This window comes from Pseudoflavonifractor sp. (genome assembly GCF_050943825.1).
Lineage (GTDB): Bacteria > Bacillota > Clostridia > Oscillospirales > Oscillospiraceae > Pseudoflavonifractor.
Window position 1 is genome coordinate 335,062 of sequence record NZ_JBMNPX010000002.1, and the last position, 23,576, is coordinate 358,637.

General features: G+C 59.6%; 16 protein-coding genes. 15 read left to right on the top strand and 1 reads right to left on the bottom strand.

Annotated elements, in window-relative coordinates; genetic code table 11:
* The gene (locus ACOX7T_RS03965; protein WP_320853762.1) at nt 1-711 is read right to left on the bottom strand and encodes a LytR/AlgR family response regulator transcription factor; all 711 of its coding nucleotides are present in this window, start codon (nt 709-711) and stop codon (nt 1-3) included.
* 202 nt (nt 712-913) lie between these two features.
* On the opposite strand from ACOX7T_RS03965, the gene ACOX7T_RS03970 reads away from it, so the two are divergent.
* From ACOX7T_RS03970 to ACOX7T_RS04040, 15 genes are all read left to right on the top strand, one after another.
* Nucleotides 914-1,555 carry a hypothetical protein gene (locus tag ACOX7T_RS03970; RefSeq protein ID WP_294552817.1) on the top strand — a complete coding sequence of 214 codons (642 nt, stop codon included), beginning with the start codon at nt 914-916 and terminating at the stop codon, nt 1,553-1,555.
* Between the two features lie 28 nt (nt 1,556-1,583).
* Complete coding sequence (locus ACOX7T_RS03975) at nt 1,584-4,463, top strand: glycoside hydrolase family 3 C-terminal domain-containing protein (protein ID WP_433440089.1); 2,880 nt, start codon at nt 1,584-1,586, stop codon at nt 4,461-4,463.
* A 1-nt stretch (nt 4,464) separates the two neighbouring features.
* Complete coding sequence (locus ACOX7T_RS03980) at nt 4,465-4,869, top strand: hypothetical protein (RefSeq protein WP_294552822.1); 405 nt, start codon at nt 4,465-4,467, stop codon at nt 4,867-4,869.
* A gap of 64 nt (nt 4,870-4,933) precedes the next feature.
* Nucleotides 4,934-6,070: a hypothetical protein gene (locus tag ACOX7T_RS03985; protein WP_433440091.1), complete on the top strand. Its 1,137-nt coding sequence runs from the start codon at nt 4,934-4,936 to the stop codon at nt 6,068-6,070.
* Nucleotides 6,071-6,166: 96 nt separating this feature from the next.
* Nucleotides 6,167-9,139 (top strand): glycoside hydrolase family 3 C-terminal domain-containing protein, encoded by a 2,973-nt coding sequence (locus ACOX7T_RS03990; protein WP_433440093.1) that lies wholly within the window; start codon nt 6,167-6,169, stop codon nt 9,137-9,139.
* A 70-nt stretch (nt 9,140-9,209) separates the two neighbouring features.
* Nucleotides 9,210-12,203, top strand: a complete 2,994-nt coding sequence (locus ACOX7T_RS03995) for a glycoside hydrolase family 3 C-terminal domain-containing protein (protein ID WP_433440095.1) — start codon at nt 9,210-9,212, stop codon at nt 12,201-12,203.
* A complete protein-coding gene (locus ACOX7T_RS04000) occupies nt 12,200-15,151 on the top strand; it encodes a glycoside hydrolase family 3 N-terminal domain-containing protein (protein ID WP_433440097.1) in 2,952 nt (983 codons plus the stop codon). Before ACOX7T_RS03995 ends, ACOX7T_RS04000 begins: the two co-directional genes overlap by 4 nt.
* A gap of 1 nt (nt 15,152) precedes the next feature.
* Nucleotides 15,153-15,545 (top strand): hypothetical protein, encoded by a 393-nt coding sequence (locus tag ACOX7T_RS04005; protein WP_433440099.1) that lies wholly within the window; start codon nt 15,153-15,155, stop codon nt 15,543-15,545.
* A 5-nt stretch (nt 15,546-15,550) separates the two neighbouring features.
* Nucleotides 15,551-16,402, top strand: a complete 852-nt coding sequence (locus tag ACOX7T_RS04010; protein ID WP_277217230.1) for a sugar phosphate isomerase/epimerase family protein — start codon at nt 15,551-15,553, stop codon at nt 16,400-16,402.
* A gap of 102 nt (nt 16,403-16,504) precedes the next feature.
* The gene (locus tag ACOX7T_RS04015; protein WP_433440101.1) at nt 16,505-18,430 is read left to right on the top strand and encodes a glycoside hydrolase family 2 protein; all 1,926 of its coding nucleotides are present in this window, start codon (nt 16,505-16,507) and stop codon (nt 18,428-18,430) included.
* A 51-nt stretch (nt 18,431-18,481) separates the two neighbouring features.
* Complete coding sequence (locus ACOX7T_RS04020; protein ID WP_433440103.1) at nt 18,482-20,083, top strand: MFS transporter; 1,602 nt, start codon at nt 18,482-18,484, stop codon at nt 20,081-20,083.
* 20 nt (nt 20,084-20,103) lie between these two features.
* Entirely contained in the window at nt 20,104-21,507 is a 1,404-nt protein-coding gene (gene uxaC, locus ACOX7T_RS04025) for a glucuronate isomerase (protein ID WP_433440105.1), read from the top strand.
* A 15-nt stretch (nt 21,508-21,522) separates the two neighbouring features.
* Nucleotides 21,523-22,569, top strand: coding sequence for a mannonate dehydratase (uxuA, locus tag ACOX7T_RS04030; RefSeq protein ID WP_433440107.1), 1,047 nt, complete (start codon nt 21,523-21,525; stop codon nt 22,567-22,569).
* Nucleotides 22,570-22,598: 29 nt separating this feature from the next.
* Nucleotides 22,599-23,444, top strand: coding sequence for an SDR family oxidoreductase (locus ACOX7T_RS04035; protein ID WP_433440109.1), 846 nt, complete (start codon nt 22,599-22,601; stop codon nt 23,442-23,444).
* 21 nt (nt 23,445-23,465) lie between these two features.
* The coding region (locus ACOX7T_RS04040; RefSeq protein ID WP_433440121.1) for a hypothetical protein at nt 23,466-23,576 on the top strand (111 nt) is incomplete at its 3' end.

A 23,576-nucleotide genomic window follows, 5' to 3' on the forward strand; every position in this document is an offset into this window, starting at 1 on the left:
TTACAACCTCTCCATGAATTGACTGAATGCTTCCACAAACGCCTTGCGCTTTGGGTGGCTGATCTGCAGCTCCTCTCCCTCCACGAATACGCTCATTCCGTCGATTTTGGAGACGTGCTCCAGATTGACCAGAAGAAAATTGTTGCACCGGGCAAAAGAGCGGGAGGGGAGGGATGCCTCCGCGTTTTTGAGGGTCTGATAACGGCGGTACTCCCCGCTGGCGGTGTGGTATACGCAGTAATGGCCCTTGACCTCTACATAGAAAATATCGCTGGGGGCAAGCCGGACAAAGCTGTTCTCGGTTTTGATGAACACGTCCGGCGAGACGGCCTCCGGCCGTTCCACTTTTCCCAGCAGGCGGGTAAATTTCAAAGCAAACTCCGGGTAGTTCACCGGCTTGACAATAAAGTCGGCGGCATCCACGTCATAGCCCTGAATGGCGTACTGTCGCATGGTGGTGACAAAGACCAGGACGACTTTTTGGTCCCGCTCCCGGAGAAACCGGGCGGCGTCCATCCCGTCCAGCATGGGCATTTTAATGTCCATAAAGATCATCTGATAGCCCTGGGTGTATTTCTCCAAAAAGGTCACAGCGTCATAGAAAACAGATACGGACACCACGAGCTGGTGCTCTGCGGCATAGCGCTTGATGTGCGTCTCCAAGAGTGCGGCCTGCTCCCGGTCGTCTTCTACGATGGCGATTCCGAGCATGGATGTTCCTCCTTCCTATCTGTTCCCTCCTAGATAATATAGCAATATAGACAAGGAAAGTCAAGGAAGGGGAGATGGAAATGGTAAGGTTGTGCGGTATGAAAAGAAGGTTGTGCTGTATCCATTGAAAACTATGTTGAGAATGAATAAATTGTGAACTGAAAACCGGGATGCCCGGGAAAAGAAAAGGAGGATACCAATTATGAAAAAGTATGCCAAAAGACTGACGGCGCTGGCTCTTGCAGCCCTGATGGTCCTGAGTCTTGCCGCCTGCGGCGGCAACGGCGGCGGTAGCGGCGGAGGGAAGGTCACCGGCGTTTACCTCAGCCCGGCCCAGCTCGGCTATTCAAACATGCGCCCCCAGTACAACTACTACCTGACCACCTTTGACCAGCAGGAGATCACCCTGATGGATGATAACACCTACTGCCTGATCCTCTCCAGTGCCTGCTTCTCCGCCCTGGAGCTGGCCGAGAGCACCAACGACGCCAAGGGCAACGAGCGTACCAATTACATCACCAAGTTCTACGGCACCTATACCTCCCAGGTCAACGACCTGGACGAGGATCTGCTGGACGTGACGCTCTCCACCCCCACCCGCGTGGTGAGCAGCTACGATCAGACCTACTGGCTGGACACCGACAACTGGAATGATGATATGGGCAAGGCCGTGATTCCTGCTCAGATTGATCCCAGCACAGGCGCCGCGGTCGCCGATCCTAATGCCACGCCCTGGACTGCCGAGCAGTACCTGGAGAGCGTTGCCTATCCTGAGACTACGGTGCAGCTCAACACCAAGACTGCGTCCTTTGATTTCACGCCTGGCTTCCTCGTCCAGGGTTAATCCTGGGTATTGAGGAGGAAGGCTTGGTATGAAAAAGAAAAACCTCTGGCGGGGTCTCTGCGCTACCATGGTACTGGTGTTTTCCCTGACCATGTTTGGCCAGAGCCTAGCCTTCACCCGCGAGGGTGACATCAACCTCTTCCTGGGCACCACGCCGCCCACCATTCAGGCCACTGACGACACTACTTACTACAAGTCGGATTACGCCACTATGGAGGAGATGCGCGCGGACCAGAAGGACTATCTGATCCAGAGCCAGATCGAGGGCAGCGTACTGTTGCGCAATGAAAACAATGCTTTGCCCCTGGCAGCCGGTGCCAGTGTGACTCTGTTCGGCTACGCTGCGGCTACTCCGGTATACCACGGCGGCTCTGGCGGCCCTCCCAATACCGGTATTAACCTCTTTGACGCGTTGAAAGAGGAGGGCGCCCAGGTCAACCAGACGGTTTACGACGCCATCGTGGCTGCCGGCGGCAACCGGACCAAGACCGGCCTGATCGGCGAGATCCCGGCCAGTGCCTATGCCGGAACGGAAAGCTCCTTCAGCAGCTACGGCGATGCGGCCATCTATGTCATGAGCCGTTTCGGAGGCGAAGAGGGCGACCTGAACCATGGCCTTCAGGGCGACTGGCAGGAGGGCCCGGTTGGCGTGCACGAGCTGAGCCTCCATCAGGAGGAGATTGACACGCTCAACATGATCCGGGATTCCGGTGCCTTCGACAATATTATCGTGGTGATTAACTCCGGCTATGCCATGGACCTGGGCTGGCTGGGCGACTATGGTGTGGATGCCTGCCTGTGGGTTGGCTATCCGGGCAACTACGGCATGACCGGCGTGGCCCAGGCCCTTCTGGGCCACGCCGACCCCTCCGGCCGCAACGTGATCACCTACGCCACCGACTCTCTCAGCTCCGCCGCCATGCAGAACGCTGGCGACTTCACCTTTGACAACCTGACCGGCCTGTATAAGAACAAGTACCTGGTGTACGCCGAGGGCATCTATGTGGGCTATAAGTACTATGAGACCCGCTATCAGGATCAGGTGCTTGGGATCAACAATGCCGCCGGCGCCAAGGGTGTCTATGCCAGCGAGAACGGCAGCTGGGACTATGCCGACGAGATGGTCTTTACGTTCGGTGCAGGCATATCCTATGCCGACTTTACCCAGGAGTTGCTGAGTGTGAACTGGGATAAGTCCTCTCACACCGTCACGGCGGAGGTAAAGGTCACGAACAACGGATCGCCTACTTACAGCGGCGTGAGCAAGGATGTGGTCCAGCTCTATGTCCAGCTGCCCTGGGAGACCGGACAGGCCGAAAAGAGCGCTATCCAGCTGGTGGACTTCGCCAAGACCGGCGACCTGGCCGCAGGTGAGAGCGAGACAGTGACCCTGGAGTTTTCCGATTACATCTTTGCCACCTACGACCAGAATGCGGTCAACGGCGCGGACAGCACCAAGACCGGCTGTTACGTCTTTGACGCAGGCGACTATTACTTCGCCATCGGCGACGACGCTCATGACGCCCTGAACAACGTCCTGGCGGCCCGGGGCGTGACCGGTATGTTCGACGCCGAAGGCAATCCGGTGGACGGTGATGCGGCAAAGGCGTGCAAAGACACCTTGGACAGTCTGGACAACACCACCTATGCCGTCTCTCCCTATACCGGCGTGGTGGTCTCCAATCTGTTTGAGGACCGGGATATCAACTACTTCATCCCCGGCACGGTGACCTATATGACCCGCGCGGACTGGAATACCTTCCCCGACACGGTGGTTACGCTGACCGCCACGCCGGAGATCCAGGACCTGATGGAGAACTTCCAGTACGAAAAGCCGGCGGATGCCCCCGATATCTCCACCTATAACTACAACCAGGATAACGGCATCTCCTTCATCGAAATGAAGGACGTGCCCTTCGACGACCCCAAGTGGGAGCAGTTCATCGATCAGCTCAGCGCCACCGAGCTGGCCCAGATTACCGGCGACAAGATGAGCATGGATGCCATCCCCGCGGTGAACTTCCCGGCCTATTCCGGCGGCGACGGTCCGGACGGCCATCAGGGCGGCACCCTTTTCAATGCGGAGATGCTCTGCGCCTCCACCTTCAGCAAAGAGATGCTGCGGCTGCGGGGCTACTACCTCGGTGAGGAGAGCTACTGGATAGGCTTCCGTCAGATCTACGCCCCTGGTGGGAACATTCACCGTACCCCCTACTCCGGTCGTAACTTCGAGTACTACTCCGAAGATGCAATCCTCAGCTACATCTGCGGTGAGATCCAGACCAAGGCGATGGCGGAGAAGGGCGTGGCGGGAATGTTCAAGCACTTCTGCGGCAATGATCAGGAGACCAACCGCCACGGCGTGGCCACCTTTATGACCGAGCAGACCTACCGCGAGGTGTGCTTGAAGGGATTTGAGGGCGGCCTGCAGAAGGATCACAGCCTGGGCACCATGACTGCCTACAACCGCATCGGCTGTGTGCCTACCGCCAGCGACTATGCCACCATGACCACCGTCCTGCGGGAGGAGTGGGGCTTCACCGGCATCAATATGACCGACTCGTCCAAGGACTCCGCTAGCTACATGGGCACCGCCGATGCTATCCAGGCCGGCACCACCCAATTCAACAACGACCCCGGCCGCGTGCCCGAAGTGTCGAACCTGCTGGTCAAGGACCGGGATGGCCTTATCTGGGGTAAGGTCCGAGAGCTGGCCAAGTACTATTTCTACACCATGAGCCGCACCAACCTGGTGAACGGCTTGAGCGAGGAAGTTGCAGTGGAGAACTTCACCCCCTGGTGGAAGCCCGCAATGATCGGGCTGAATGCGGCTTTGGGCGTCCTGGCCGCAGGCACTGCTGTGCTGTATATCCTCTCTGAGGTGAAGTCCAGAAAGGGGGGCAAGTGAGATGTCCCTGTTCAAAAATGCAAAGGCTGGCCTCTGGCTGAGCATGGCCGCGGCTGTTCTTGCTCTCGTGGGCGCTGTGGTATATGTGGCTGTCTATATGGCCACTGCCGCAGAAGAGGTGGACCGGGTGTTTTCCTGGCTCACCTTCGGCCTGATGATTGGGGGCGCTGTGATCACTGCGGGTGGTGAGTTTCTCCGCCTGCCTTTCACCCCCATTCTGGGCGGAGCCTGCTTCTCCGTCGCATTGGCCAATCACCTGGTCGAGACCGCTTATCCTCTGGCCGATGTGCTGACCGGAGTGCCATTTTTTGGCGGCGATCCTGTGCTGGCGATTGTTTTCTCAGTGGTTTTCGGCGTGGTGGCACTGCTCAACGTAGTCTCTGCCTTCATGGCCCACCACAGTTGAGCCATTACTTATGTCCGCAGCCCGGCCGGATGCCGGGCGGCAATAAAAAAGTCTGGAGGAAAACATGATGAAACGGAATAAGTTCCTTGCTCTGGGCCTTGCTCTGGTCATGGCCCTGACCTTGGCGGCCTGCGGCAACGATGCCGCTGACTCGACCCCTTCTCCTTCTGCCACAGCCGGGGAGGAGAACAATACCGGGTCCAAGACTTATCAGTTCACTGGCAAATATGAGGAGGATAGCGCCAATGCTTCCATGCTCAACGCCGCCTTCCTGCTGAACCTGAACGAGGACGGCACTGCCGTGGCCGACCGCTATATGTTCGACAACTACGACGACTCCGATGCCGCCACCAACCCCACCTACACCGCCAGCTATATGTCCGGCACCTGGAAAGAGGCTGAGCGGGACGGTGTGGCCTGCCTGCAGATCAAGCTGGCCTATGTGGATGAGGCAGGCAACGAGTCCAATGGTCAGACCGCCTATGCCTATGATGTGGCCGGTGTGTACTCCTTTGATATGACCTTCCCCGTGGTGCCCGGCATGTCCTATACCCGTACTGCGACCATGGAGGGCACTGAGGGCAAGACCTATGAGGATGCCAACGCCTTTATCCAGGCATTTAAGGCGGAGTTTGTGGCCCCGGAGAACGTGGCTGCTCTGACCGATGAGGCGAATGGCGGCACCGCCTACCTGCAGCCCGACGGCACCCTGCTGATCTATGCCGGTTACAACAACGTGGCTCAGGGGACCTGGAACGTGGAGAACGGCGCTCTGACTGTTACGATCAATGACGCGGCAGTCAATGTAACTGCCGACGGCAATAAGGCCACCTTCTCCTATGACTATTCTATGGCTGAGGGATACAGCACTACCTATACCTTTGTCTGCGAAGACGTGACTGCGCTCTCTGCCCCTGCGGCGGGCGAAACCGGTTCCGAGGGCGGTGAGACTGAGGCCGAGGGCATTGCCTCCTATGATGCCGGCGGCCTGGTGCTGGTGCTCCTGGACGACACCAATATGAAGGTCAAGTTCCCTGAGTATGATATGGAGCGCGACGGCTTTACCTATGTGCTGGACGGAAACACCCTGACGGTCACCGCCCCGGGCGAGGATGAGCTGGGTGCCTTCAGCCAGATCTGGTCCGCCATGGGCGGCGAGACCTGGACCATCGACGGCAACACCGCCACCAAGGCAGGCTAAGCGTGGTCGCTAATCCCTGAAAGATTTTAACAGCGAAGAGGGAGCTCCGGGCAAACAGACCTGTCCGGAGCTCCTTGTTCAGAAAGGAAGTTTTCCATGAAGCGAAAGAAAGGCAGTAAGCTGTGGGCGGTGATGACCGCGATCACAGCTGCTCTTCTTGTGGTCTGCATCATTGCTATTCCCGTGACATCAGCTTTTGCCACGGCGATCAACGTGGCATTGAACGCTAAGACCCAGGAAATTGTACCTGACCCCAACGCAACCATTTACTTTTGGAGCGATTACGAGAGCGAAGAGGACCTGGTGGCCTACGAGAAGGAACTGTGCGAGCAGATCGAGGAGGAGGGAGCTGCTCTCCTGGTGAACCGGGACAATACTCTGCCTCTGGCCGAGGGCACGAAGTTCACCCCCTTTTCTCAGTCCAGCTTCAATCTGCTGTACGGCGGTACCGGCTCCGGCCAGGTGTCCGCCAATGACGCGGTATCTCTGAAGGCCGCCCTGGACAGGGCGTTCGGCGAGGACTCCGTCAACCCTGACCAGTGGAAGTTCTATGCCACCTGCGGCTATCAGCGGGTGAATGCCGACACCACCGGCGGCAATCAGACTCAGTACCGGATCAACGAGGTGCCCTGGAGCGAGTACTCCGATGCCCTCCAGGCCACTTGGTCCAACTACGGCGATGTGGCTCTTGTGGTGCTGGCCCGCTCCGGCGGCGAGGGCGCTGACCTGCCCAGCGGCCTGCCCGAACTGGAGCCCTATATGACCGACGGCGACTACCTCCGGCTGTGCAAGGAAGAGGTGGAGATGTTTGAGAATCTGGAGGCCTTGAAGGAGCAGGGCGTGTTCAAGAAGATCGTGGTGCTCCTCAACTCCTCCAACAGCCTCCAGCTGGACTTTGTGGACGACTACGGCATTGACGCAGTGCTGTGGATCGGCGACGTGGGCATGACCGGCATCAATGGCGTGGCCGATATCCTGGCCGGCAACGTCAACCCCTCCGGCCGGCTTGTGGACACCTTCCTGCGGGACAACCACTCCTCGCCGGCCATGCAGAACTTCGGCGCCTACGCCTATACCAATGCCGCTGAATACGACACCGCCACTGCCCAGAACAACACCGATCCCGGCGTCGCCAAGTGCAACCAGGACTACGTGGTGTACCAGGAGGGCATCTACGTGGGCTACCGGTACTATGAGACCCGGTATGAGGACTATGTTCTCGGCCAGGGCAACGCCGGAGAGTATGACTACAATGCGGACGTGGCGTTTCCCTTCGGCTACGGCCTGAGCTATACCACCTTTGAGTACTCCAACTTCACGGTGGAGGACCAGGGGGACACCTTCCTGGTGGGCGTGGACGTGACCAACACCGGTGCGGTGGACGGCAAGCACACGGTGCAGATCTACTTCCAGAGCCCGTACACCCAGTACGACAAGGACAACGGGGTGGAGAAGGCCTCGGTGGAGCTGTGCGGCTTTGACAAGAAAGAGATTGCCGCCGGAGCGACGGAGCACTTTGAGATTACAGTGGAGAAAGAGGACCTGACAAGCTACGACGCGAACAATGCCAGAACCTACATTCTGGAGGACGGGGACTACTACTTCACGGTGGGAAGCGACGCCCACAACGCCGTCAACAATATTTTGATGGCGAAGGGGGCGGACGAGAGCCGGATGAGCGGCAGCGGAGACGCCAGCCTGACCTACAAGTGGAGCAACACGAGCTTCGACGCGGAGACCTATTCGGTGTCGCCGGTCACGGGCAATCCCATTACCAACCTGTTTGACAATGCGGACCTGAATAAGTACGAGGGCGCGGAGGACCAGCAGATTACCTACCTCACCCGCAATGACTGGGTGGGAACATTCCCCCAGGGACCTGTATCGCTGCGCATTACCGAGGAGATGTGGAAGGACGGCCTGTCTCACAATGAGGCGGATCGGGCCGCCATCGTGGAGGAGTACAAGGCCCTCTACTACCCTGACGCTACCATGCCTGCTGTGGGCGTGAGCGGAGATCTGACCGCCAGCATGTATGCAGAGACCGAAGCTGACGACCCTTCGTGGGATGCTCTGATTAGCCAGATCCCCTACTCTGAGATGACCAACCTCATCTATAACGGGTTCCACCTGACCCAGCCGGTGCCTTCCATCGGCCTGCCCGGCACCAACGATGAGAACGGGCCGCAGGGCTTCACCAAGAGCCTGATGGGCGGCTCCAGCGCTATGGCGTATACCTCCGAGGATGTGATGGCCGCCACCTTCAACCTGGAGCTGATTGAGAGCATGGGCAAGTGCATCGGCGAGGACTTCCTCCATGCTACCGGCGAGGACGGTACTGTGTACGCCGGCATCTACGGCCCTGGCGCCAACATCCACCGCACGCCCTACTGTGGACGTAACTTTGAGTACTACTCCGAGGACGGCTGGCTGTCCGGAAAGGTGGCCGCCGTGGAGGTCGCCGCTATTCAGGATCGCGGCGTCTATGTGTTCACCAAGCACTTTGCCCTCAACGACCAGGAGGAGGGGCGTTACGGAATCTCCACCTGGAGCAACGAACAGGCCATCCGGGAGCTGTATCTGGAGGGCTTTGAGGGCAGCGTGACCGAAGGAGGCGGCATGGGTGTGATGAGCTCCTTCAACCGCATCGGAGTGGTGTGGACAGGCGCCCACCACGGCCTGATGACCGGTATCCTCCGTGATGAGTGGGGCATGAAGGGCGCAGCTATTACCGACTGCTCCGTCATGGCGAATTATATGGATTACCGCATGGGCGTCCTGGCCGGGCAGGATCTGTGGGATGGTTACAGTATGGGTATGGCCACCCTGGATGGGCTGGAGAATGACCCGGCGATTGTCACCGCCGTACAGAATGCGGTCAAGCATATCGCCTACTCCATTACACACAGCCATGCCATGAACATCGGCAATGCAACGGTCATCCCCGTGACGCCTTGGTGGCAGATGGCCCTTTACGGAGCCACCGGCGTGATGGCGGTGCTTACCGCCCTGTGCGCCTTCCTGTTGGTGCGCAGCATTCGGAAAGCAAAGCAGCAGCCAGACGACTGAGGAAAGACGGGCCGCGGGCGTGAAGACGGCCCAGCGGCCCGTCTTTTTTAGGACAAAAGAGGAGGACAATATGAAAAAAAAGAGAAACCACTGGAAGATCCCAACCGCGCTCCTAGCTGTACTCACTGCGGTGTGTATTGTGGCAATCCCTGTAACAGGCTACTTTCAGACCATGATCAACGCGGCGCTGGATGCGGAGACCCAGGAAGTTATTCCAGACCCTGACGCTCAGATTTTTTACTGGACCGACTACGAGACGGAGGAGGAGCTGGTTGCCAATGACTGGGCAGTCTGCCGTCAGGTGACGGCAGAGGGCGCGGCCCTGCTGGTCAATCGGGACAATACCCTCCCACTTCCTCAAGATACTAAATTCTCCTGTTTCTCACAGTCGTCAGTTGACCCGGTGAAAGTGGGGACGGGGTCAGCCTTTATGTCTACCAGCGAGGGAGACAGCCTCTCCTCAGCCTTAGAGAGCAGCTTCCAGCCCGGATGTGTCAACACGGAGCTTTGGAAATTTTATATTACCAGCGGCTATCAGCGGGTAAACGCTGATCTCACCGGCGGCGACCCGTCCCAGTACCGGATTAATGAAGTACCCTGGAGCGAGTATCCCGACACACTAAAGTCCACCTTTTCCGACTACGGCGATGTAGCTCTGGTGGTGCTTTCCCGCTCCTCCGGCGAGGGTGCCGACCTGCCCAGCGGCCTGCCCGAACTGGAGCCCTATATGACCGACGGCGACTATCTCCAGCTGTGCAAGGAAGAGGTGGAGATGTTCGAGAATCTGGCGACGCTGAAGGAGCAGGGCGTATTCAAAAAGATCGTGGTACTCCTCAATTCCTCCAGTACCCTTCAGTTGGACTTTGTGGACGACTATGGCATCGACGCGGTGCTGTGGGTGGGCAACTTGGGCCTGAACGGTTTGCCCGCGGTGACCGACATACTGGCAGGCAAGGTCAACCCCTCCGGCCGGCTTGTGGACACCTTCCTGCGGGACAACCACTCCTCGCCGGCCATGGCCAACTACGACGCCTTTCCCTACACCAATGCCAAGGAGCTTGGCCTGGCGACCGCCCAGAACAACAACGCGCCGGGTATTGACAAGTGCAACCAGGACTACGTGGTGTACCAGGAGGGCATCTATGTGGGCTACCGGTACTACGAGACCCGGTATGAGGACTATGTTCTCGGCCAGGGCAACGCCGGGGAGTACGACTACAATGCGGACGTGGCGTTCCCCTTCGGCTACGGCCTGAGCTATACCACCTTTGAGTACTCCAACTTCACGGTGGAGGACCAGGGGGACACCTTCCTGGTGGGCGTGGACGTGACCAACACCGGGGCGGTGGACGGCAAGCACACGGTGCAGATCTACTTCCAGAGCCCGTACACCCAGTACGACAAGGACAACGGGGTGGAGAAGGCCTCGGTGGAGCTGTGCGGCTTTGACAAGAAGGAGATTGCCGCCGGAGCGACGGAGCACTTTGAGATTACGGTGGAGAAAGAGGACCTGACAAGCTACGACGCGAACAATGCCAGAACCTATATTCTGGAGGATGGGGACTACTACTTCACGGTGGGAAGCGACGCCCACAACGCCGTCAACAATATTTTGATGGCGAAGGGCGCGGACGAGAGCCGGATGAGCGGCAGCGGAGACGCCGGCCTGACCTACAAGTGGAGCAACACGAGCTTTGACGCGGAGACCTATTCGGTGTCGCCGGTCACGGGCAATCCCATCACCAACCTGTTTGACAATGCGGACCTGAACAAGTACGAGGGCGCGGAGGACCAGCAGATCACCTACCTCACCCGCAACGACTGGGTGGGAACATTCCCCCAGGGCCCTGTATCGCTGCGGGTGACACAGGCGATGTGGGATGACGGACTGACCCATGAGGAGTCCGGCCGGGCGGCTCTGGTGGAAAAGTACAAGGAACTCTATTGGTCTGACGTCACTGAGGCACCGGAGGTGGGCGTCAGTGGCACCCTGAGCGCAATCGACTTTGTGGACGTCCCGGCGGATGACCCGACCTGGCTGGACCTGGTGGACCAGATTCCCTATGAGTCGATGTTGAATCTGGTCTACAACGGCGCTTATCAGACGGCCGCCCTGCCGGAGATCTCGCTGCCCGGGACCCGGGAGTCGGACGGACCCACCGGCTTTACCAAGAGTCTGCTGGGGGGCAGCAGCGGCATGGCTTTCACCTCGGAGGACGTAATGGCGGCCACCTTCAATCCGGAACTGGTAAAGGAGGTAGGGAAGTGTATCGGCGAGGATATGCTCCATGCCCAGTCGGATAATACGGTCACGCTTATGGCGGGCATTTACGCGCCCGGAACCAATATCCACCGCACACCGTATCTGGGCCGTCACAATGAGTACTATTCTGAGGATGGCTGGCTGTCCGGAGAGATTTGCGCCGCTGAGGTGCAGGGCATCCGAGATCGGGGAATGTTGGCGTTTGTAAAGCACTTTGCCCTCAACGACCAGGAGGAGGGGCGCTATGGAATCTCCACCTGGAGCAACGAACAGGCCATCCGGGAGCTGTATCTGGAGGGCTTTGAGGGCGCTGTCCGGGGCGGGGCCATGAATGTTATGAGCTCCTTCAACCGCATCGGAGTGGTGTGGGCAGGCGCCCACCACGGCCTGATGACCGGCATCCTCCGAGACGAGTGGGGCATGGAGGGCGCAGCCATCACCGACATGTCCATGAACGCCAGCTGGATGGACTATCGTCTGGGCGTGCTTGCCGGACAGGACTACTGGTGCGGCCAAAAGGGAAGCATGGGAACCCTGGATGGGAGCGAGGACGATCCCGCCATTGCCACTGCGGTGCGCAATGCAGTAAAGCACATTGTCTACGGCGTGACCCGGACTAATGTGATGAACGTGGGTGATGCCACTGTGGTATCCATTACGCCCTGGTGGCAGGTGACCCTTTATGCATCCACCGGTGTGCTGGCTATTCTCACGGTGCTGTGTGCGCTGATGGCGGTGCGCACCGGGAAAAAGGAGAAGTCTGCCGCTTTGGATGTATCATCAAAGGAAGAACAAAAATGAAAGGAAAGAAACTGGTGAAGCGGACTTATCAGAAATGGCTGGGCATCACGGCCGCCTTGGTGGTAGTACTGGCCCTAGCGGTGAGCCTCACCGGTACCGCTTTCTATTACAGTGGCTATGTAAATAGCTTCCTGGGCTTAACGGGAGGACAGAACATCGAGGTAAGCGGGGAGACCAATTACTATCCCTCTGCCTACGGGGAGCTGAACGCAGAGAACTCTGAGCGGCTCCTGGCCGACACACGGGACCACAATATCCGCGCCATGCATGAAGGGGCGGTACTGTTGCGCAACGAAAACAACGCGCTTCCTCTGAGTGCGGAGGAACGCAGCGTTACCTTTTTCGGCAACTCGGTAAAGGACCCGGTATACAAGTCCAACGCCGGCAACGCCAGCTTCAATGCGGACCGGGGCGGCGAGCTCTATGCCGCTTTTGAAGCGGCCGGCTTTGAGATTAACCCCGTTTTGCGGGAGGCATATGCCAACAGCGGCGTCAACCGTAGTTCGACCGCTACCCGGGGGACCTCCAGCATCGGCGAGGTACCCGTGAATTTCTATACGGATGATCTGAAGGCGTCCTTTGCTGACAACTACAACGATGTGGCCTTCGTCCTCCTCACCCGGTACGGTGGTGAAGGGGTGGATTTGGATCCAATGGATGCCGAAGGCGTACCCATGCTCTCTCTCCATCAGGAAGAGGCTGATCTGCTGAGAATGATCCACGACAGCGGGGCTTTTGCTAAAACCGTGGTGCTGATCAACAGCCCCTACGCTATGGATGTGGAATGGATCGAGCAGGAGGAGTATGGCGTAGATGCCTGCCTGGTGTTTGGCGCGGTGGGAGACTACGGTTTTATCGGCCTGACCGATATTCTGACCGGCACGTCCGATGTATCCGGGCACCTGCCTGACACCTGGGCCAGCAGTTCTCTTTCCGCCCCCGCGATGCAGAACTTCGGCGACTATCAGTTCACCAACCTGGAGAAGATGTACAGCGACCGCTACCTAGTCTACGCTGAGGACATCTACGTGGGCTACAAGTACTATGAGACCCGCTATCAGGACCAGGTCCTGGGGCTCAACAATGCTGGCAGTACCGCGGGAGCCTTTGCCAGTGTGGATGGCTGGGACTATGCTGCTGAGATGGCCTATCCCTTTGGCTACGGACTGTCCTATGCCCAGTTCACCCAGGAAGTAGAGTCCATCACCTGGGATCAGGATGCCCACACCGTGACCGCTCAGGTGAAGGTCACAAACGACGGCGGCTTTGACGGCGTTTCCAAATCCCTGGTACAGCTATATGCCCAGGCACCCTGGGAGCCGGGGCAGGTTGAGAAATCAGCTGTACAGCTTATCGGCTTCCAAAAGACGGGAGAGCTGGCCGCTGGAGAGAGTGAGACGGTAACCATCACGGTGCCGGACTACTACTTTGCCTCCTATGACGAAAACGCGGTCAACGGGGCCGACAGCACCAAAACCGGATGCTACATCCTCGACCCGGGGGAGTATTACTTCGCCATTGGCGACAGCAGCCACGACGCCCTCAACAACATCCTTGCAGCCAAGGGTGCCAACGGGATGTTTGATGAAAAGGGCAACGTTGTCTCTGGGGACAGCGCTAAGACCGTCAAGGCAGAGCTGGCAGCTTATGACAACACCACCTGGGCCGTGCACCCCAGCACTGGGACTGTGGTGTCCAATCAGCTCCAGGACGCCGATCTCAATGAACATCTGCCCGACGCAGTTACCTACCTGACCCGGGCGGACTGGAACACGTTTCCCGTGAGCATCACCGGGCTCACCGCCACGGATGCCATGGCGGAGGGGATGGTAGGCGCTACCTATGTCAAGCCTGCTGACGCGCCTGACACCGGTGATATGACCTTTGGAGAGGACGCGGGCCTCAAATTGGTAGGTATGAAAGACGTGCCCTATGGCGATGAAGAATGGCAGGCCTTCATTGAGCAGCTCTCTGTCAACCAGGTGGCCACCATCTGCGGCGACAACCGGGGCAATGTGGCCATTCCCGAGGTGGGCAAGCCGGCCAACGCCTCAACCAACGGCCCCTGCGGTATCCAGGGCAGCTATGTGAAGGGGAGCGGCAAAGCCTGCACACTCTATGTGGACGAGCCCATTCAGGCGGCAACCTTTAATTTGGAGCTGGCCGCTGAACGGGGAGCCCTCATGGCGGAAGAGGCAATGTACGCCGATGTGACAATGGTCTTTGGACCTGGGGCCAATATCCACCGCACCGCCTACCTGGGGCGCAACAGCGAGTATTTTTCTGAAGATGGCATGCTCAGCTATTTTATGAGCCGGGACACTGCCCGGACCATGACAGAGAAGGGCATCATCACCGGATTCAAGCACTTCTGCCTCAACGACCAGGAGGTGAACCGCCACGGCGTGGCCACGTTCTCCACAGAACAGGCCTGCCGGGAGATTTACTTCCGGGCCTTTGAGGGCGCCATGTCCGATGATAACGCGCTGGGCGTGATGACCAGCTACAACCGCATCGGGCTGACTGCCTCCCCAGCCCACCGGGGCGCCCAAATTGAGATCCTCCGCAATGAATGGGGCTTTAAGGGCATCAATATTACCGACTCGTCTAAAGATGCATCCGACTATGTGCTTACCGCCGAGTGTATCACCGGCGGCACGGACCTGTTCCTCTCCGACACAGGCCGCACCAGCCAGCTGACCAATTTGGCGATTAAAGAGCGGGACGGCAACATCCTCCGCTGGATGCAGACCGCCAATGAGCACTTCTATTACGCCCACAGCCGGAGTGTTCTCATCAACGGCCTCTCCGCGGAGACTGTCATTGAACAGACTATCTACTGGTGGCAGCCCACCCTCATTGGCATCTGTATAGGTGTCGGTGTGCTGGCAGTAGTATCTTTGGCAGTGTTTTTCGGGAAGGCATATCTCAGAAAGGAGCGCAAGTGAGATGAAAAAGCCCTTTGAAGGCCGGAACTTCGGCTTTTATGTACTTTTTGCAGCGGCGCTTGTTGCACTGGCCGGAGCTATCCTCTATCTGGTGTTGGACGGGGGAGATCGCACCTTTACCATCCTTGGATTCCTGCTGGCGCTGGCCGGGGCAGTCTCCACCATATTGGCGGTGCTCACCCGGCTGAAGTTCGCGCCTCTAGTGCCGACTGCTTTTTATGCCGCAGCCAGCGCGTTTGTGCTCCGGTTGGCGTTGCCCAGCCTGTCTGACCTGTGGAACAAGGTCAATTTCATCGGTGGAAACGCCGTCTTGGGCATGACATTTGCCGGAGTGTTCCTGCTGTGCGCCGTCTTGGGCACTGTGTCCTGTTTTACTGGAACAGAAAGGAGGTAAGCAGGGTGATTGTCAAAGCGGTTCAGCAGATTATGCTGGGAAAGATCACCCGAACAGAAAAGGAGACCTTTGCTACCCTGGAGACCATCAAATTTGCTGGCTACGACGGCATTGAGCTTAACGGCTTCATGATCCGGCCCACCGGCATCCTGGTGCGGGCGCTTACCGCCGCCGCCGGGATGCCGGCGGGGCGGGGCGGAGCCTATGACTGGGCGGCTCTCACCCGGGAAGCGGGATTAAAAGTGGTCTCTCTGCACGAGGATTTGGGTACGCTCAAGGCAGACCCGGAGGCTGTGGCGCAGCGGGCAGCAGAGCTTGGGACCGACAAAGTGGTAGTCACCGGGATGTATCGCTTTGATTACACCAGCCGCATGGCTTTGGAAGGGCTGTGCGCCGACCTGAACAGGTGCGGCGCGCGCCTGCGCGCATCGGGGGTGGAGCTGCTCTATCACAATCATAATGTGGAGCTGTGCTGGCTTTCTGAGGGCGGAGAGCGTTCCTATGAGTACATCCTGCGGGAGACTGACCCGGAAGTAGTCAACTTTGAGTTCGACAGTTACTGGTTTGCGGAGGCCGGGGCTGATGCTGCGGAGTGGATGGAGCGGCTGGGCGGACGTATGCGCCTATGGCACATCAACGACAGGGGGTCGCGCCAGCGCGGCCCCTCCATGACCCCGATTCTGAAGTGTGACAGCATGGAACTCGGGTGCGGCAATATGAATTTAGCCCGCTTGACGCAGCAGGCAAAGGCCAATGGCATTCAGGCTGTCGTGCTGGAGAGCCATCGAAACCATGTGGAGCACAGCGCCATTAAGAGTATTCAATGTTCGGCTGCATATCTGAATCAAAATTTCTAAAAGTTCTTCAGGAAAGGACAGGAGCAGAAATTCATAAAAGAGGCACAAGAGAGCGCAGTTCCGGCAGTAGTGATATAAATGCGGAATGAGAGTTGTAGACATATGACACGAGAGAAGATCAACATGAATGAGAACTGGACCTTTTACGGTCCCAAAGGCACACCGGAGACAATCAATCTGCCTCACACCTGGAACGCGGTTGACGGACAGGACGGCGGAAACGACTACTGGCGCGGCACCTGCACCTATGAGACAACGTTTCCCATGCCTGAGTTCGACCCGGATACCCAGACGGTATACCTGGAGTTCCAGGGTGTAAACGCCTCCGCCGACGTGGAGCTCAACGGTACAGCAGTGATTCACCACGACGGCGGCTACTCCACCTTCCGCGCGGAGGTGGCCGGGCTGCTCCAGGCGGAGAACCACATGACCGTCCGGGTGGACAACAGCGTCAACGACCGGGTCTACCCCCAGAAGGCGGACTTCACCTTCTACGGCGGTATCTACCGGGATGTGACGCTGCTGGTGGTGAACAAGCACCACTTTGACCTGGATTTCTTCGGCGGTCCGGGGCTGCGCATCACCCCGGCGCTGGACGGCACCAGCGGCAAAATCCGGGTGGAGAGCTGGACCAATGTGGAAAACCCGGCTGTGGAGGTGACCCTCACCGACGCAGTGGGCACCACCGTGGCCAGCGGCCAGGGTACCGACGTGACCCTGGACATCCCCAATGTGCACCTGTGGGACGGCGTGAAGGACCCCTATCTTTACACCGCCACCCTGCGCCTTGTGGAAAACGGAACGGCGGTGGACCAGATCTCCAGCCGCTTCGGTGTGCGTACCTTCCGGGTGGACCCCAAGGAGGGCTTCTTCCTCAACGGACGGCCCTATCCCCTCCACGGCGTGTCCCGCCACCAGGACCGGAAGGGTCTGGGCAACGCCCTGACCAGGGCCCACCACGATGAGGACATGGACCTCATCCGGGAGATCGGCGCCAACACCATCCGCCTGGCCCACTATCAGCACGACCAGTACTTTTACGACCTGTGTGACCAGTACGGCATGATCGTCTGGGCGGAAATTCCCTACATCTCCGAGCACATGCCCAATGGCCGGGACAACACCATCAGTCAGATGAAGGAGCTCATCATCCAGAACTACAACCACCCCTCCATCGTGACCTGGGGCCTGTCCAACGAGATCACCATCTCCACCAAGGACAAGGCGGACATGCTGGACAACCACAGAGTACTCAACGACCTGTGCCACAGCATGGACACCACCCGGCCCACCACCCTGGCCTGCTACGCCATGTGCGGACCCTTCAACCGCTCGGCCCACATCTCCGACCTGGTGTCCTGGAACCTGTACCTGGGTTGGTACGTGCCCGGACTGTTCCTCAACGACCTGTGGATCTCCTTCTTCCACCTGGTCTATCCCAAGCGGTGCCTGGGCTACTCCGAGTATGGCTGCGAGGGCATGCCCAACCTCCACTCCTCCAAGCCCCGCCGGGGTGACCACACCGAGGAGTACCAGGCCATCTACCACGAGTTCATGCTCAAGTGCTTCCAGCGGCACCCCTACATGTGGAGCACCCACGTTTGGAACATGTTCGACTTTGCTGCCGACGCCCGGGACCAGGGCGGCGAGCCCGGCATGAACCACAAGGGGCTGGTCACCTTTGACCGCAAGACCAAAAAGGACAGCTTCTATCTGTACAAGGCCTACTGGAGCGAGGAGCCCTTTGTCCACCTGTGCGGCAGCCGGTACACCGACCGGACCGAGCAGACCACCACCGTGAAGGTCTACTCCAACCAGAGCGAGGTATCCCTCTACGCCAACGGCAAGCTGGTGGAGACCAAGAAGGGAGACAGAGTGTTCACCTTCAAGGTGCCCCTCAGCGGCCAGATGAAGCTGGAGGCCCGTGCCGGCAAGTGCCGCGACACCATCCTCATCCGGCGGGTGGAGCAGCCCAACGAGGCCTACAAGCTGAAGAAGGGAAAGAGCTCCAGCGCCAACTGGGTGTGAGCCCCAACGCGAATCAAACCGGTATGTTTTAAAAGAAGAAGGAGATGCCAAGTGAAGAACCATACCCATGACGCCTCCGGGAAGGGTCTGAACCGGGCAAAGCCCTATCAGCTGGTCCTGTTCCCCCTGAATAACGGCGCCACCAACGTCTATTTCGTCCTGATTTTGTCCTATGTGGCCCAGTTTGGCTCCAGCATCCTCCATCTGGGCATCTTCGCCTCCCTCATGGTCACCGTCATGCGGGTGTGCGACGCCATCACCGACCCCATCATCGGCGCCATGATGGACCGCACCAGCACCAGAATCGGCAAATTCCGGCCCTTTATGATTCTGGGCAGTGTGGTCATGGCGCTGAGCGTCATCGCGCTCTACATCCTACTGCCCCTGATCCCCGACACCATGATGCCCGCCCGCTACGTGGGCTTCACCGTGGTCTACTTCATCTGGGTCATCGGCTACACCTTCCAGACCTCCGTCACCCGTGCGGGCCAGACCGTCCTCACCAACGACCCCAACCAGCGCCCCATGTTCACCATCTTCAACACTGTGGGCTCCCTGCTGGGCATGGGCATCATGCAGTTCCTCATCCCCCTGGTCAAGGCCATGTATGACGTGAAGGACGCCGCCGGAAACGTCATCACCTCCGGCTACGCCGACCCCATGGTCTACCGCATCATCACCCCCATCGGCATCGGTATCTCGGTGCTGCTGACCATCCTGGCCATTATCGGCATTGCCGAGAAGGACCGCCCCGAGTTCTACGGCCTGGGTGGCAAGCAGGAGAACGTGAAGCTCTCCGAGTACGCCCAGATCATCAAGGCCAACAAGCCCATGCAGCGCCTGATGGTAGCCGGCGCCGGCTGCAAGCTGGCCCTGGCCATCGCCACCAACACCACCGTGCTGCTGGCCCTGTACGGCATTGTCATGGGCAACTACAACTCCCTGTACCTGCCCATGATGGTCCTGGGCTATGTGTGCGCCGTCCCCTTCTTCCTGCTGTCCATGCGCACCAGCCAGAAGAAGGGCCAGCGGGCCTCCCTCATCCGCTACGTCTCCGTGGCCCTCATCTGCTATGTGGGCGTGCTGGTGCTGCTGGTTGTCAGCGACTACGGCAACCCCAGCCTGATGCTCTCCTTCCCCTTCAAGGGTGGCGGAGCCATCAACCTGTACACCATCCTGTTCATCCTCTTCTTCGGCGTGGGCTACGGCGCCTACTACGCCACCGCCGACATGCCCATCCCCATGGTGGCCGACTGCTCGGACTACGAGACCTACCGCTCCGGCAAGTACATCCCCGGTATCATGGGTACCATGTTCTCTCTGGTGGATAAGCTGGTGTCCTCCCTGGCCCAGACCCTGGTGGCCTTTATCTTCCTGGCCTGCGCCGGACTCTCCGAGCTGCCCACCGACAGCACCCCCTACTCCATGGGCATCAAGGTGGCCGTCATCGTCATGTTCTGCATCATCCCCATGCTGGCCTGGGCCGCCACTCTGCTGGCCATGAAGGGCTACACCCTCACCGGCGCCAAGATGAAGGAGATTCAGGCCGTCAACGCCACCCGCAAGACCGCCATCGAGCAGGGCATGTCCCTGGAGGAGGCCATGGAGCGGTACCAGACCATGGACCAGGTGCCGGAGCAGCTGCGAAACTGAACTGAAAGGGAGCGTAAACCTTGAATACCTTTCTGACCGACGATTTTCTGCTGGACACCGAGACGGCCAAGGCCCTCTACCACGCCTACGCCGCCAAGATGCCCATCGCGGACTACCACTGCCACATCGACCCCAAGGATATCTGGGAGGACCGGCGCTTTGAGAACATCACCCAGATCTGGCTGGGGGGCGACCACTACAAGTGGCGGCTCATGCGCTCCAACGGCGTGGAGGAGAAGTACATCACCGGCGACGCCTCTGACTGGGAGAAGTTTGAGAAGTTCGCCCAGACCCTGCCCTGTGCCATCGGCAACCCCATGTACCACTGGTGCCACCTGGAGCTGAAGAACTACTTCGGCTACACGGGCGTGCTCAACGGAGAGACCGCCCGAGAGGTGTGGGAGCTGTGCAACGACAAGCTGCGGCATGACCCGGCCATGAGCGCCCGGGGCCTGATTCTGGGCAGCAACGTGGCCATGGTGGGCACCACCGACGACCCCTGCAGCGACCTCATCTGGCATGAAAAGCTGGCAGCGGACAGCTCCTTTCCCGTGCAGGTGTGCCCCAGTTTCCGGCCCGACCCGGCGGTGAACCTCCACAAGCCCGGCTTCGCCGCCTATCTGGAGCAGCTGGAAAAGACCACCGGCCGCACCATCGCCACCGTGGACGACGTGCGCGCTGCCCTGAGCGACCGCATCGCCTTCTTTGACGCCCACGGCTGCCGCTCCGCCGACCACGGCCTGGACTATGTGATGTGCCGCGAGGTGTCCGATGAGGCCGCCACCGCCGCCATGAACAAGGCCCGGGCAGGGGAGCCCCTCACCCGTGAGGAGGCCGAGGGCTACCAGACTGCCGTCATTCTCCACTGCGCCCGGGAGTACCGGAAGCTGGGTTGGGTCATGCAGCTCCACTTCAGCTGCATGCGCAACCCCAACAGCCGCATGTTGGCCCAGCTGGGCCCGGACACCGGCTTTGACTGCATCGCCGTCACCGACAGCTGCGCCGCCACCTACCGCCTGATGGACGCCCTGGAGCGGGAGGGCAACCTGCCCAAGACCGTGCTGTACAGCCTGAATCCGGCGGACAACGAGTGGATTGACACCCTGCTGGGCGCCTTCCAGGGCCCCGAGACAGCGGGCAAGATCCAGCACGGCAGCGCCTGGTGGTTCAACGACAACAAGACCGGCATGACCGAGCAGCTGACCAGCCTGGCCAACCTGAGCGTGCTGGGCAACTTCATCGGCATGCTCACCGACAGCCGCAGCCTGCTCAGCTACGCCCGGCACGAGTACTTCCGCCGTGTGCTGTGCGCCCTGCTGGGCCGCTGGGTGGAGAACGGGGAGTACCCCCGAGACATGATCACCCTGGGTGGACTGGTGCAGGACATCTGCTTCAACAACGCCAAGCGTTATTTCAACCTGTAACAGAAGGAGAAGAATATGAAGCTTTCGTTTCGCTGGTACGGAGAGAGCGACCCCATCTCTCTGGAGTATATCCGCCAGATTCCCGGTATGCGCAGCATCGTCACCGCTGTGTACGACGTCAAGCCCGGCGAGGTCTGGCCTGAGGAGAGCCTGGCTGGCCTGAAGAAGGACTGCGAGGACAACGGCCTGGTGTTCGACGTGGTGGAGTCCATCCCCGTCCACGAGGACATCAAGCTGGGCCGTGGCGACGTGGACCACCTGCTGGAGGTCTACTGCGAGAACATCCGCCGCTGCGCCAGGTACGGCGTCAAGTGCGTGACCTACAACTTCATGCCCGTCTTTGACTGGACCCGCACCCAGCTGGACAAGAAGGCCCCCGACGGCTCCACCAGCCTGGTGATGTACTGGGAGCAGATGAAGGGCCTGGACCCCCTGAAGGACGACATCCACCTGCCCGGCTGGGACTCCAGCTACACCCAGGACGAGGTCCGGGAGCTCATCAGCGCCTACGGCGCCATCGGCGAGGAGGGCCTGTGGGCCAACCTGGAGCGGTTCCTGAAGAAGGTCATCCCCGTGGCCGAGGCGTGCGGCGTGAAGATGGCCATCCACCCCGACGACCCCCCGTACCCCATCTTCGGCCTGCCCCGCATTATCACCTGCGAGGCCAACCTGGACCGGTTCCTCAAGCTGGTGGACTCTCCCGCCAACTGCCTGTGCCTGTGCACCGGCAGCCTGGGCTGCGCCAAGAGCAACGACGTGGTGGCCATGGTGCGCAAGTACTCCGCCATGGGCCGCATCGCCTTCATGCACATCCGCAACGTGAAGATCATGGAGGACGGCTCCTTTGAGGAGCGGGCCCACCTGTCCAGCTGCGGCAGCCTGGATATGTACCAGATTGTCAACGCCCTGGTGGAGACCGGCTTTGACGGCTATGTCCGTCCCGACCACGGCCGCATGATCTGGGGCGAGACCGGCAAGCCCGGCTATGGCCTGTACGACCGCGCTCTGGGCGCCGCTTACATCAACGGCCTGTTCGAGGCCTGCGAGAAGGCAAAGAAGTAATCTGCTTTTCTGAAAGAAGGAGCTTTATTATGATTAATCTGCCTCTGAATGTGGATTTTACCGGTAAGGTCGTCGTCGTGACCGGCGCCGGCGGCGTGCTGTGCGGCGAGATGGCCAAGGCCTTCGCCCAGGCCGGCGCCAAGGTGGCCGCTCTGGACCTGAACGAGGACGCCGTGAAGAAGCTGGCCGACGAGTGCAAGGCTGAGGGCTATGTCTGCGAGGGCTACAAGGCCAACGTGCTGGAGCCCGAGGCTCTGGAGGCCGTCCACGCCCAGGTGCTCAAGGACCTGGGCCCCTGCGACATCCTCATCAACGGCGCCGGCGGCAACAACCCCCGCGCCACCACCGACAACGAGTATCAGCACGAGGCCAAGGAGGGCCAGAAGACCTTCTTTGACCTGGAGCCCAACGGCGTGGACTTTGTGTTCAAGCTGAACTTCCAGGGCACCCTGCTGCCCACCCAGGTCTTTGCCAAGGACATGGTGGACAAGCAGCACGGCTGTATCCTGAACATCTCCTCCATGAACGCCTACATTCCCCTGACCAAGATCCCCGCCTACTCCGGCGCCAAGGCCGCCATCTCCAACTTCACCCAGTGGCTGGCCACCCACTTCGCCGGCAGCGGCATCCGCTGCAACGCCATCGCCCCCGGCTTCCTGGTGTCCAACCAGAACCGGAAGCTCCTCTTCAACGAGGACGGCACCCCCACTCCCCGTACCGCCAAGATCCTGGCCGGCACTCCCATGAACCGGTTCGTGGAGAGCGACGAGCTGCTGGGCGGCGTGTTCTTCCTGTGCGACGACAAGGCCGCCAGCGCCATCACCGGCGTGGTGCTGCCCATCGACGCCGGCTTCGCTGCCTACTCCGGAGTGTAACAAGCTATGGCGCTTCATGTTATGGACGAGGCAGCGCGGTGCCTGGGCTGTAAAAAGCCCAGGTGCCAGGAGGGCTGCCCCATCGGAACCAATATCCCGGAGGTCATCCGCCTGCTGAAGGAAGGCAAGCTG

Bases quoted from the DNA above. Each gene is read 5' to 3' on its own strand.
- ACOX7T_RS03970 (WP_294552817.1), top strand. From the start codon at position 914: ATGAAAAAGTATGCCAAAAGACTGACGGCGCTGGCTCTTGCAGCCCTG.
- ACOX7T_RS03975 (WP_433440089.1), top strand. From the start codon at position 1,584: ATGAAAAAGAAAAACCTCTGGCGGGGTCTCTGCGCTACCATGGTACTG.
- ACOX7T_RS04000 (WP_433440097.1), top strand. From the start codon at position 12,200: ATGAAAGGAAAGAAACTGGTGAAGCGGACTTATCAGAAATGGCTGGGC.
- ACOX7T_RS03990 (WP_433440093.1), top strand. From the start codon at position 6,167: ATGAAGCGAAAGAAAGGCAGTAAGCTGTGGGCGGTGATGACCGCGATC.
- uxuA (WP_433440107.1), top strand. From the start codon at position 21,523: ATGAAGCTTTCGTTTCGCTGGTACGGAGAGAGCGACCCCATCTCTCTG.
- ACOX7T_RS03965 (WP_320853762.1), bottom strand. From the start codon at position 711: ATGCTCGGAATCGCCATCGTAGAAGACGACCGGGAGCAGGCCGCACTC.
- ACOX7T_RS03985 (WP_433440091.1), top strand. From the start codon at position 4,934: ATGATGAAACGGAATAAGTTCCTTGCTCTGGGCCTTGCTCTGGTCATG.
- ACOX7T_RS04005 (WP_433440099.1), top strand. From the start codon at position 15,153: ATGAAAAAGCCCTTTGAAGGCCGGAACTTCGGCTTTTATGTACTTTTT.
- ACOX7T_RS03995 (WP_433440095.1), top strand. From the start codon at position 9,210: ATGAAAAAAAAGAGAAACCACTGGAAGATCCCAACCGCGCTCCTAGCT.
- ACOX7T_RS04015 (WP_433440101.1), top strand. From the start codon at position 16,505: ATGACACGAGAGAAGATCAACATGAATGAGAACTGGACCTTTTACGGT.
- ACOX7T_RS04035 (WP_433440109.1), top strand. From the start codon at position 22,599: ATGATTAATCTGCCTCTGAATGTGGATTTTACCGGTAAGGTCGTCGTC.
- ACOX7T_RS03980 (WP_294552822.1), top strand. From the start codon at position 4,465: ATGTCCCTGTTCAAAAATGCAAAGGCTGGCCTCTGGCTGAGCATGGCC.